The sequence below is a fragment of the Polaribacter aquimarinus genome (assembly GCF_003129485.1).
In the GTDB taxonomy this organism is placed as follows: Bacteria; Bacteroidota; Bacteroidia; order Flavobacteriales; family Flavobacteriaceae; genus Polaribacter; species Polaribacter aquimarinus.
In genome coordinates this window covers 338,381-350,013 of record NZ_QFFG01000002.1, presented here as the reverse complement: position 1 = coordinate 350,013, position 11,633 = coordinate 338,381, and the positions used below count along the sequence as shown (strand labels likewise).

11 protein-coding genes and 1 pseudogene are annotated in these 11,633 nt (G+C 29.3%); 8 read left to right on the top strand and 4 right to left on the bottom strand.

What is annotated here, in order from left to right; translation table 11 throughout:
• Positions 1 to 56: 56 nt before the first annotated feature.
• The 8 genes and pseudogenes from amaB to DIS07_RS15165 form a co-directional block, all read left to right on the top strand.
• Positions 57 to 1,598: an L-piperidine-6-carboxylate dehydrogenase gene (gene amaB / locus DIS07_RS04975; RefSeq protein WP_109404133.1), complete on the top strand. Its 1,542-nt coding sequence runs from the start codon at positions 57 to 59 to the stop codon at positions 1,596 to 1,598.
• Positions 1,599 to 1,809: 211 nt separating this feature from the next.
• On the top strand, positions 1,810 to 2,187 hold the full coding sequence (locus DIS07_RS04970) for a hypothetical protein (RefSeq protein WP_109404132.1): 378 nt from the start codon (positions 1,810 to 1,812) through the stop codon (positions 2,185 to 2,187).
• 3 nt (positions 2,188 to 2,190) lie between these two features.
• Positions 2,191 to 3,219, top strand: coding sequence for a hypothetical protein (locus tag DIS07_RS04965; RefSeq protein ID WP_109404131.1), 1,029 nt, complete (start codon positions 2,191 to 2,193; stop codon positions 3,217 to 3,219).
• The gene (locus DIS07_RS04960; RefSeq protein ID WP_109404130.1) at positions 3,212 to 3,886 is read left to right on the top strand and encodes a glycosyltransferase family 2 protein; all 675 of its coding nucleotides are present in this window, start codon (positions 3,212 to 3,214) and stop codon (positions 3,884 to 3,886) included. The genes DIS07_RS04965 and DIS07_RS04960 overlap by 8 nt, the downstream gene beginning before the upstream one ends.
• 2 nt (positions 3,887 to 3,888) lie before the next feature.
• Positions 3,889 to 4,560 carry a glycosyltransferase gene (locus DIS07_RS04955; RefSeq protein WP_109404129.1) on the top strand — a complete coding sequence of 224 codons (672 nt, stop codon included), beginning with the start codon at positions 3,889 to 3,891 and terminating at the stop codon, positions 4,558 to 4,560.
• Between the two features lie 63 nt (positions 4,561 to 4,623).
• Positions 4,624 to 6,192 carry an ATP-binding cassette domain-containing protein gene (locus DIS07_RS04950; protein ID WP_181374537.1) on the top strand — a complete coding sequence of 523 codons (1,569 nt, stop codon included), beginning with the start codon at positions 4,624 to 4,626 and terminating at the stop codon, positions 6,190 to 6,192.
• 1 nt (position 6,193) lies between these two features.
• Positions 6,194 to 7,258: a nucleotidyltransferase family protein gene (locus tag DIS07_RS04945; RefSeq protein ID WP_109404127.1), complete on the top strand. Its 1,065-nt coding sequence runs from the start codon at positions 6,194 to 6,196 to the stop codon at positions 7,256 to 7,258.
• A 328-nt stretch (positions 7,259 to 7,586) separates the two neighbouring features.
• A pseudogene (locus DIS07_RS15165) lies at positions 7,587 to 7,825 on the top strand (aldehyde dehydrogenase family protein); the annotation flags it as partial.
• A 23-nt stretch (positions 7,826 to 7,848) separates the two neighbouring features.
• On the opposite strand, the gene radA reads toward DIS07_RS15165, so the two are convergent.
• The 4 genes from radA to panC form a co-directional block, all read right to left on the bottom strand.
• Positions 7,849 to 9,210, bottom strand: a complete 1,362-nt coding sequence (radA, locus tag DIS07_RS04935) for a DNA repair protein RadA (RefSeq protein WP_109404126.1) — start codon at positions 9,208 to 9,210, stop codon at positions 7,849 to 7,851.
• Positions 9,211 to 9,417: 207 nt separating this feature from the next.
• Entirely contained in the window at positions 9,418 to 10,362 is a 945-nt protein-coding gene (locus DIS07_RS04930; RefSeq protein ID WP_109404125.1) for a lysylphosphatidylglycerol synthase transmembrane domain-containing protein, read from the bottom strand.
• A gap of 2 nt (positions 10,363 to 10,364) precedes the next feature.
• A complete protein-coding gene (panD, locus tag DIS07_RS04925; RefSeq protein ID WP_109404124.1) occupies positions 10,365 to 10,715 on the bottom strand; it encodes an aspartate 1-decarboxylase in 351 nt (116 codons plus the stop codon).
• 27 nt (positions 10,716 to 10,742) lie between these two features.
• The gene (gene panC / locus DIS07_RS04920; RefSeq protein ID WP_109404123.1) at positions 10,743 to 11,591 is read right to left on the bottom strand and encodes a pantoate--beta-alanine ligase; all 849 of its coding nucleotides are present in this window, start codon (positions 11,589 to 11,591) and stop codon (positions 10,743 to 10,745) included.
• Positions 11,592 to 11,633 lie beyond the last annotated feature (42 nt).

The window sequence follows — 11,633 nt, the reverse complement described above, 5'->3', positions numbered from 1 at the left end:
TAATATTATTTGTAAATTCGTTTTTCGAATTTAAACAACATAAACGAAACTACAAAATGACTGATTTTGGAATGGACAAAGCCTTAAAACATCTAGGGTTACAAGATATAAATAATGGAACATCAACAGGGCAAGAAAATTTTTCTTATGGAGAAATCATAGCATCTTATTCTCCAGTAGACGGAAGATTAATTGGTAAAGTAAAAGCATCTACCAAAGAAGATTATGAAAAAGTAATGGAAACTGCAACTAAAGCATTTTTATCATTTAGAGATATTCCTGCTCCACAAAGAGGAGAAGTTGTTCGTCAGTTTGGTAATAAACTTCGAGAAAAGAAAGAAGCCTTAGGTAAATTGGTTTCTTATGAAATGGGAAAAAGTTACCAAGAAGGTTTAGGAGAAGTACAAGAAATGATTGACATCTGCGATTTTGCAGTTGGATTGTCTAGACAATTAAATGGCCAAACCATTCCTTCTGAGAGACCTGGACATGTTATGAGAGAGCAATGGCATCCTATAGGCGTTGTTGGTATTATATCTGCTTTTAACTTTCCTGTAGCAGTTTGGGCATGGAACACTGCTTTGGCTTGGATTTGTGGAGATGTTTGTGTTTGGAAAGCATCAGAAAAAACACCTTTATGTGCGGTAGCTTGTCAGAATATTATTGCAGAAGTTTTAAAACAAAATAACTTGCCAGAAGGAATTTCTTGTATTATAAATGGAGATTATAAAGTAGGTGAAATGATGACTAATGATGCTAGAATACCTTTAGTCTCTGCAACTGGTTCTACCAGAATGGGAAGAATTGTTGGAACAACAGTTGCAAAGCGTTTTGGAAAATCGTTGCTAGAATTGGGGGGTAATAATGCTATCATTATTACACCAAGCGCAGATTTAAAAGTTGTTGTTCCTGGTGCTGTTTTTGGTGCAGTGGGAACTTGTGGACAACGTTGTACTTCTACACGTCGTTTAATTATTCATGAATCTGTTTATGATAAAGTAAAAGAGGCAATTGTTGGTGCTTACCAACAAATAAAAATAGGAAATCCTTTGAATGAAAACAATCATGTGGGACCATTAATTGATAAAGAATCTGTAAACACTTATTTAGCTGCGATTGAAAAAGCAAAAGATGAAGGTGGAGCTATTTTGGTAGAAGGTGGTGTTTTAGAAGGAGAAGGTTATGAATCTGGTTGCTATGTAAAACCGGCAATTATTGAAGCTGAAAATCATTTTGAAATTGTACAACATGAAACGTTTGCACCAATTTTATATTTGATGAAATATACTGGAGAACTAGAAAATGCTATAGAAAAACAAAACGGAGTTGTCCAAGGTTTGTCTTCATCAATTATGACAAACGAGTTAAAAGAAGCAGAGAAATTCTTGTCTTACGCGGGTTCTGATTGTGGAATTGCCAATGTAAATATTGGAACTTCTGGCGCAGAAATTGGAGGTGCTTTTGGTGGTGAAAAAGAAACAGGAGGTGGTCGTGAATCTGGTTCCGATGCTTGGAAAGTGTATATGAGAAGACAAACAAATACCATTAATTATTCTGATGAATTGCCTTTAGCACAAGGAATTAAGTTTGATTTATAAAAAAGTCAAAATTTTAATTCAATTAAAGAAAGTTATAATTAAAAAGCTCCTACTTCTTAACAGAGTTGGGGTTTTTACTTTAATAAAATGAAATATATTTCCACTTCGAATCAAAATTTTATATATTTACATTATACGCTAAATCAGCGTGTTGGAATTGCTAATTTAATCTTTTATTATTCAAAACATCACTTTATATAATTTTATAAAAATGAGCTACATCGTATTAAACCCAAGACATATTGCAGATGCTTTTGACAGAGATATTATTATTGCAAACTTAGATTCAGGAATTTATTACACTTTAACAGGGTCTATTTGTAAACTTTTTAATGATTTACCGATAAATAAATCTGAAGCACTTAATCTTGTAAATGAAGATGAATCCATGATTAAAGTATATAATCAATTAATTGAAGAAGAAATATTTATAGAATCTCCAGTAGAAATAGACTTTAATATTAAAGGCTTAAACTCAAAAGATTCTCCTTCAATGTTAAAGAAATTTGACGACCTACAAGACTTATTGGTATTAGACCCAATTCATGAAGTAGAATCTGAGAAATGGAATTCAGATTCTAAACGATAAATAGTGAGTTTGGTTCAGGCATACTTTGAAAAAGCTTTATCTAAAATTTCCTCTGAAGAAAATATCTCTCATAAGAATTATAAAATTGGAAAAAGATCTTTTCGAGTAAATTATAACTCAGATAATATTTTAAAAGCCTTAGGAAGTAGTATCTCACATCTAACAGTTTTTCAAACCTTAGATTTTAATCTTGAGATTTTTTGCATGGATTTGTCAGTAATGAAGCACAAAATCTATAAACCAAGTTGGGTTTTAGATTCTTTTGTTAACGGTTATTCAAAAAAATTAGATACAAAGCGATTTCGAGTTTTTTATCCTTCTGAAATGAATCGTATTTATTTATTCGATCAAAAGTTAAACATAGGTCTAGCGTTGTATAATAAAATAGAACAGATTCCTTGGTGGGAAAAAACATTTTCTTTTAGATATATTTTTCATTGTTGGACTTTAGGTTTTAATGCTCAACTCATACATTCAGGAGCAATAAAGCAAAGTAAAAAAGGAGCATATTTAATTACAGGAGCAAGTGGTTCAGGTAAATCTACATCTTGTTTAAGCCTTTTAAGAGGTGGTTTTGGATACCTTGGAGATGATTATGTGTGGATAGAAAAAGAGAAAAGTTGGATGGTTTATTGCTTGTATCAAACTGCAAAAATTGTCAAATCAACTTTATATGACAGGTTTCCTGATTTAAAAAAATATGTTTTAAATAAAAATCTTATTGGAAGCGAAAAGTATGTGCTTGATCTAGGGTTCATTTATCCAAAAAAAATGTGCAAAAAAGCTAAAATTTTGGGTATTTTAATTCCTCAAATTAATCATTCTGAAGAATCAATAATTTCTAAAACAAATTCTCAGTCTGCAATATTATCAATTGCTCCAACAACTTTATATCATTTACCCCACAGTAGGGAAATCGCTTATAAAAAGATAATGAACCTTTGCGTATCAATGCCAAAATACCATTGGAATCTATCTCAATATGATGAAATCAATTCAAAAGCATTTTCAAAATTCAAATTAAATGAATAAGATTTGTACAGTTATAATTCCGGTTTTTAATGATTTTGTTAGACTTGAGAAAGCTATTCTTTCAATTCTAAATCAAAAATGTAACCTTAAGTGGGATATTATTATAATTGATGATGCTTCCGACAAAAATGATTACAATACTTTTTTCGAAAAGTTTAAAAATAACTCAATTATTCGTTTTTTTAGAAATAAAGTAAACCTTGGTCCTGCTTTTGCCAGAAACATTGGTTTAGATAATGCAATTGGAGATTATATTTCTTTTTTAGATTCTGATGATTGCTGGTCAGAAGAGAGAAGTTTTGAATTCTTTTCGTTGATTTGTTCATCCGAAGTAGATTTAGTTTGGGGGCAAACAAAATACTTTGTTGATGAAGGAGTTAATTATTCTTGGTATAAAAATGGAGATATTGTTTTCAAAAATTTAGTAGGCTCAATTGCTTATAAATTCTGTAAAAAATTATCTAAAATTAGGTTCGACCCTAGCTTAAGGTATGGAGAGGATAATGATTTTTGGTTGCAACTAGTAGACAAGAATGTTAAAATAAAAAAAACGAATTCTATTGTCCTTAATAGGTATATTCATGGGGAAAACATGACATTTAATAAAGAGTTTAATTCAAATAAAACAACATTGGAATTATTGAAAAATCGCTTAAAACAAAAATAAATATGAAAAGGACAGTAGATATAATAATACCTGTATTTAATGGTGATAAATTTATAAATGAAGCTATTGATTCAATTTTAAAGCAATCCTATCAAGATTTTAGAATTTTGATTGTTGATGATGGCTCTACTGATAATACAGTTTCTGTTGTAAAAAAGTATCTAGAAAAAAATAAAAATATTCTTCTTTTTGAACAACCTCATTTTGGGCAGCCAAAAACTATAAATCGAGGATTATCTGAAACAACTGCAGAATTTATTTGTTTTCTTGATGCCGATGATTATTGGGAAGAAACTAAGCTAGAAAAACAATTAGATTATTTTGATTCTAATAAAGATGCTTCTGCTTGTTTTACTATGATAAAAGAGTTTGAATCTTTTGAGGACAATGGTGTTGTTCAAAACTACAATGCTAGAAAAAATACTATGAAGGGAGTTTCTAAAACTACAATTATGTTTAAAAGAGGTTTATTAGAATTGTATAATTTCTTTGATGAAGATCAATTCATCGGAGTTTTTATAAATTGGTTTAGCAAAATGATAAAGGATAAAATAATTTATGATACTATAAATGAAGTTCTTGTACACAGAAGGGTTCATGACACTAATTTTACTAAAACTATAAATAGAATGGATTATTTACAATTTCTAAAAAAACATCTAAAAAGCGGCTAATATTTTATGCGTTTTTATTTAAAACTATCTAGTTTTTTCGGCTTTATAAAATATCTTAAGGAAATGGAAATATTCTCTAGTAAGACTTTTTATAAAGGTACCTTTGTTGGAATTTTTGCTATTTCTTTTTCTCTTTTATGGCCACTATTATTCGCTAAATCGTTTATAGGAATTCAAGAAGGTACAATTAATTATAGTTTAATTAGTATTACCATAATTAGTTTTCTATTAGCTCAGTTTTTGTCTTATTATCAAGTCAAGATTAATATTAATTCTGTAGATGAATTTTCAAGCAATTCAATAAAAAAGCTAAGAGAATCTATATTGAGTTTAACTTGGGCTAAATATAAGGTTATCGATAGAGTTTATTTGGTAGATGTATTTATGACTTATTTTTGGAGAATAAGAGCTGGTGTACTACAATTATTAAGTCAGTTTATACCTAATATTTTAATCTCTTTTTTTTTGGCTGTTTTTGTTGTATTGTTTTTTCCTAAACTATTTTTAATATTTAGTATACTCTATTTTATTACGTTATTGATTCAAGTCATTAGTTCAATAAAAGTCAGTGTATTTGTCGATAAATTTCATGACTCATGGAAGACTCAAACATTTAACCTCAATAAATTTTTTGATCAATTATTATTACTTAAAATGGGTAGAAATAATAAAAAATCAGAATCTTTATTTATGAACGAATCGGAAATTTTTATAAAAAGTAATAGTAGAGTTTTAAACTCTAAATCATCATTAAAAATTCTAGATCAATCTATAAACATTCTTGCTAAAATTATTTTTATATTGTTTGGAGTATTTCTTATTAAGCAAAAAGAAATGACATGGTCTGAACTTATAATTGTGTTTTTTGTTTTAAATATTATTCAAACAAAACTTTCTACGATTCCAACAAATTTATTGAGTATTTTAGATGCGTATTTTTCATATTTAAAAATCATCAAACTTTTTGATATAAAAAGTCTTCATAATACAGTTGAAAGAAAATCAGTATCTAAAACTTTTAATGATATTCAAAGTATTAAATTTAAAAGCCTGTCTATTTCTATTGGAGAAAAAAAACTAATAAATTCAATTGATGTTAATTTAAAAAAAGGCAATCTTTATTTAGTAAATGGGATTAATGGTAGCGGAAAAACGACATTAATTGAAACAATTCTTGGGATGCATCCCGCTATCTGTAAACAAATAATTGTAAATAAGAATATTATATCTAGTAAAGAATATATTAGTTATAAATGTAATTTTTCTTATGTCCCGCAAGAAGTAAATTTATTTAGTTCTAGTATAAGAGAAAATTTATTATTTGGAAATGAAATTGAATTTAAGAGCATAAAAGAACACTTTTTATGGGCAAATCAATTAGATGAGGAGAGATTTATAGGCGAAAATGGTAAAGGCCTTTCTGGAGGTGAAAAGAAAAGACTTGTTATTCTTAGAGAAATCTTCTATCCCTCGAGTTTAATTGTTTTTGATGAACCCGAAAATGATTTGGATGATGCATCGTTAAATTTTTTTACTAAGCTTATTAATGAACTTAAAAATGATAAAATTATTATTGTGGTAACACACTCTAATTCCTTTATAAATAATCTAGAATTTAAAAAAATTCTTTAACATGAATATCAATGATATTGTTTTAAAAGCCTGCTTATCAAAAACAAAAAAAGACTTTAGTAAATGGAACTGCGATCTAAATAAATATGAAAATCTTGACTTATTAGATGGAAGAGGAGCTAAATTAGTTCCTTTTTTTCTATCAAAACTTAATCAATATCAGCTAGATTCTGTTCATCAAGAAAGACTTAAAGTTATATATAGATATTTTTGGCTTAAATCTAACTTTTTAGAGCATGAGACCAAACAAGTCTGTGAAATGTTAAAAAAAATAAGTGTAGAGCCTTTAATTTTTAAAGGGATGAGTCTTGCATATAATTATGATAACATAGCCTACAGACCTACATCTGATATAGATATACTTATACCATATGATAAGTTTAATCCTGCTTTGCGATTATTAAACAAAAACGGTTATATATTTCCAAAATCATATTTTAGTTTAATAAACTTTTTTTCAAAGTGGAATTATAATTTTAATAGTCATGCTTTCTCTATATTACATAAAAAGAAAAAAATTGAACTAGACTTGCATTGGAGTATAAGTCATTTGTTAACAAAAAAAGGATTAGATTATATTTTATTAAATGCAGTTCCTCACCCTAAGTTTAAAAATGCTAAAATTCCAATACTTGAACATGAAGCTTATATTTCTATAATTCATGGATATTATTCTACACATTATGAAAATTGGGCGATAGATTTATTAATGATGAAAAACTTAAAAAATAAGTTTAACATTGATGAGCTTTGGAAAATTGCTGAAATTGATAATAAAATGGACGTCTTTCATGCTGCTTTAATAAAATTAAAAAAATTTGATATTGATTTTAGAAAGGTAACTTTTAATTTTTTTGACAAAAATAATCTTTTAATAAAAAAGAAATCTAAGTACTCCATTAAACAAAAGCTGTACAATATTAAATATCAATTTTACCGTATTTATGGGTGTAATCTTTCTTTTTTTGAAAGAAATTATATATTTCTTCAAATGCTAATTTTTCAAATTATTCATAAAGTTTTTTATGCCTCAGAAATTAATAAATATTTCAAGGAATATAAATAAAGCCCTGTTTTTTTTATGAATTGTGATAAAATTAAACAAATGAAGAAAGTATCAAGGTGTTCATTTGTTAAGAAATTAGCTCTATACCCTTTTTACCAACAATTATTTCCTGTGATAAACTTCTGACCAAGAAAACATAGATTTATTATGGAAAAAATTGAATATTGCGCTTTGTGGTTTGGGGCGTTATGCAAATATACTAGCAAAAGGTTTGGCAGAGTATAAGCTTAGTATATTATATGAAATAATAACTGTAACTTTTGGAAAAACAGAAAGATGGAAAAGCAAGTATATTATTTCACAAAAGAATATTTATAATAACGAAAACTTTCCATCAATTTTATATTTGATGAAGTATAAAGGACAACTAAAAATCCATCGAAAAATAAAAAGGAGTTGTTCAAGGGTTATCTACTTCAATTATGAAAATGAGATGAAAGAAGTAGAAAAATTCTTGTCTTATACCCGGGTTCTGATGCTTGGAAAGTGTATATGAGAAAACAAACAAATAACATTAATTATTCTGATGAATTACCCTTAGCACAAGGAATTAAGTTTCATCTATAGAAAACAGCAATTTAAGTTATTACTTAAGCAAAAAGTGTAGCAAATGCTTCTTCTATTTTACCTACTAAAATAAGTTTGATGCCGTAGTTTTTTCTTGGAATTTTATTGTATTTTGATACAACAAAACTCCTATAACCTAATTTCTCAGCTTCAGTAATGCGTTGATCGATTTTTGATACAGGTCTTATTTCTCCTGCTAAACCCACTTCTGCCGCAAAACACACATTTGGATTTATTGCGACGTCTTGATTACTTGATAAAATGGCAGCTACTACTGCTAAATCTATAGCAGGATCATCCACATTAATGCCACCAGTAATGTTTAAAAACACATCTTTTGCGCCCAATTTAAAACCTGCTCTTTTTTCTAAAACCGCCAATAACATATTCAGTCTTTTTAGATTATAACCTGTTGTAGAACGTTGAGGTGTACCATAAACCGCAGTAGAAACTAAGGCTTGAATTTCTATCATTAAAGGACGAATACCTTCTAAAGTTGAGGCAATTGCGGTTCCGCTTAAATCGGCATCTTTCTTAGAAATTAATATTTCTGATGGATTGGAAATTTCTCGCAAACCATTAGAAAGCATTTCATAAATCCCCAATTCTGAAGTTGAACCAAATCTGTTTTTCTGACTTCGTAAAATTCTGTAGGTGTGATTTCTGTCGCCCTCAAATTGTAAAACAACGTCTACCATATGTTCTAAAATTTTTGGTCCTGCAATGTTTCCTTCTTTGTTGATGTGACCAATTAATAAAACTGGAGTTGCGGTTTCTTTGGCAAATTTTATGAGTTCAGCTGATGTTTCTCGTATTTGAGAAATACTTCCAGGAGAAGCTTCAATTGAATTGGTGTGTAAAGTTTGTATGGAATCAATTACCAAAACTTCGGGTTCTGTTTCTTCAATATTTTTGAAGATTTGTTGGGTATTGGTTTCTGTTAAAATTAAACAATTAGAGTTTTCTGCATCCAAACGTTCTGCTCTCATTTTTATCTGAGATTGACTTTCTTCACCAGAAACATACAACACTTTTTGACTAATATTTAAGGCAACTTGTAATAATAAAGTCGATTTTCCAATTCCTGGTTCACCACCTAAAAGTGTTACAGAACCTTTAACTAAGCCACCACCTAAAACTGTATCTAACTCGTTGTTATTGGTTACAACTCGTTCTTCTGGATTTAGAACAATATCAGCAATTTTTAAAGGTTTATTTATAGTCTGTTTTGCAGTTGTAGATTGTTTCCAAACTCGTTTTTCTTCTTTTTGAATTACTTCTTCTACAATAGTATTCCACTCTTTACAAGCGCCACATTGTCCTACCCATTTTGCGTGTTGTGTGCCACAGTTCTGACAGAAAAAAGTTGTTTTGGTTTTGGCCATTTTTTTGAGTTGCAAAGGTTGAAAGTTTCAAAGTTACAAAGTTTGTAAATAATGATGTACTTTTTTGCAGAATATAATGTTGGCGGATAGTTGCGTTAGCGATTGAAACGACATCCTTTTTGCTCTTTTGCAAAAAGATATAGTGGAAAGCGCGACCTTTAGGGAACGCCCAACTTCTCGATACAATTTTTAAAAAATTACTCGAAGTTATTTATTCTTATTATAAATTGGTAAAAACAAGAATGCTAAACCTCCAAAAACGATAATCATTGCGGTTTGCGCAGTCCACATAATCCAACCAAAAGCGGTAGCAGGTTCTGTAGGAATATCGAACAAAGCCAAAGCTCCAGCCACAGCTATTGGGTACAAACCAATTCCGCCATTGGTAGCAGCAATACTAAAGCCACCAGCAATAAAACCGATTAGAATTCCGCCTAAAGGAACATTTAAACCTTCGATTGCAGGAATTGTTGCCCAAAACATAGCCACATACATCGCCCATATAAATACTGTGTGAAAAATAAAAGCCCATTTATTTTTCATTTTAAAGATGCTTGTAACGCCTTCAATTAAGCCAGAAACAAAGGTTTTAATTTTTAGTAAAATTCCTGATTTTGCTTTTTTAACAAAAGATGTAAAAACATAAAAACCAATACTTAAAACAGCTAAACCAATGATGATTTTTGTTGGGTCGAAATTTTTAGTTAATAGTTCGTAGATAAAATCGAATTGGACAAAAAGTGTGATTAAAATGATACATAACATCATAATTAAATCGGCAATTCTTTCTGCAACTATGGTTCCAAATCCTTTTTCAAACGGCACATCTTCGTAGTTTGTTAATACCAAAGCTCTAGAAACTTCACCTGCTCTTGGTAGTGCTAAATTGACTAAATACCCAACTAAAACAGCGAGAACACTGTTGGTGAATTTAGGTTTAAACCCTATAGGTTCTAACATAAATTTCCATCTGTAAGCTCTTGACAAATGGCTTAAAATTCCGAAGAAAAGTCCGAGGAAAATCCAGCTATAATTAGCTTCTTTAAAATAGCCGATTAAAACATCAATAGATATTTTAGAGATAGAATACCAAACTAAAAAACCTCCCAAAACGAGAGGTAGTATAATTTTTAAGGTTTTTTTAATGTTCAAAATTATGTAAGTGTATTGTCTTTTTCGTTAGGAAAAACTAATGATGGTTTAAAGTTTTTAGCTTCTTCAAAATCCATAAATCCGTATACAATTAAAATTAAAACATCTCCCACAGCAACTCTTCTTGCAGCAGCTCCATTTAATGTAATTTCTCCACTTCCTCTTGGACCAGGAATAGCATAGGTTTCTAAACGCTCTCCATTATTATTATTTACTATCTGAACTCTTTCGCCTTCGATAATGTTGGCAGCATCCATCAAATCTTCATCAATGGTAATGCTTCCTATGTAATTTAAATCTGCACCTGTAACTTTTACACGGTGGATTTTAGACTTTACTACTTGTACTAACATGCTGCAAAAATAGGTTTTTTTTGGTTACTAATTTTTTAATTGAATGTTATCAATCAATCTAATTTTACCTGCAAATACCGCAATAAAAGCACGATATTTTTTGTTAGATTCTTTATTTTTTATGGTTTCTAATGATTTTTCTTCAGCAATCGTAAAATATTCTAACTCTAATAAAGATTGCTTTTTAAACTGATTTTCTACCCATTCAGATACATCATTAGCATTTTCTGTGCCAAATTTCTTACGTGCTTTTTTTAGTGTTTTATAGATAAAAGGCGCAGCATTTCTATGCGCTTCAGTTAATCTAGCATTTCTAGAACTCATTGCTAAACCATCAGCTTCTCTAAAAATAGGACAACCTTTAATTTTTACATTTAAACGGTGCTTTTTTACCATTTTTTTGATGATTTGTAATTGCTGAAAATCTTTTTGCCCAAAGTAGGCCTTGTGGGGTTCTACAATTTCAAAAAGGGTTTTTACAATTGTGCCAACTCCATCAAAATGACCCTCTCTAAAATTTCCTTCCATTTGATGTTCTAAACCATCAAAATCGAATTTTTTAGATGAAACATTATCGTCATAAATTTCCTTTACAGATGGTAAAAACAAAACGTCACAAGACACACTTTCTAACAATTGGATATCTTCATCAATAGTTTTTGGGTAATTGATTAAGTCTTCTTTTTTATCAAATTGAGTTGGATTTACAAAAATACTTACCACCACAAAATCATTTTTTTTCTGTGCTTTTTTTATTAAAGATAAATGCCCCCTGTGTAAAGCTCCCATAGTTGGCACTAAACCAATGGATTTATTTTGCTCTTTACAGGTTGATAAATACGTTTTTAATTCTAGTTTCTTCGTAAAAATTTTCATCCTTAAAAATTAAGTAAAGTCTGCAAACTTACCATTTTAACA

Excerpts from the sequence above, each read along its gene's own strand:
- amaB (WP_109404133.1), top strand. The coding sequence starts at position 57 with ATGACTGATTTTGGAATGGACAAAGCCTTAAAACATCTAGGGTTACAA.
- DIS07_RS04970 (WP_109404132.1), top strand. The coding sequence starts at position 1,810 with ATGAGCTACATCGTATTAAACCCAAGACATATTGCAGATGCTTTTGAC.
- DIS07_RS04960 (WP_109404130.1), top strand. The coding sequence starts at position 3,212 with ATGAATAAGATTTGTACAGTTATAATTCCGGTTTTTAATGATTTTGTT.
- DIS07_RS04955 (WP_109404129.1), top strand. The coding sequence starts at position 3,889 with ATGAAAAGGACAGTAGATATAATAATACCTGTATTTAATGGTGATAAA.
- DIS07_RS04950 (WP_181374537.1), top strand. The coding sequence starts at position 4,624 with ATGGAAATATTCTCTAGTAAGACTTTTTATAAAGGTACCTTTGTTGGA.
- DIS07_RS04945 (WP_109404127.1), top strand. The coding sequence starts at position 6,194 with ATGAATATCAATGATATTGTTTTAAAAGCCTGCTTATCAAAAACAAAA.
- radA (WP_109404126.1), bottom strand. The coding sequence starts at position 9,210 with ATGGCCAAAACCAAAACAACTTTTTTCTGTCAGAACTGTGGCACACAA.
- panD (WP_109404124.1), bottom strand. The coding sequence starts at position 10,715 with ATGTTAGTACAAGTAGTAAAGTCTAAAATCCACCGTGTAAAAGTTACA.
- panC (WP_109404123.1), bottom strand. The coding sequence starts at position 11,591 with ATGAAAATTTTTACGAAGAAACTAGAATTAAAAACGTATTTATCAACC.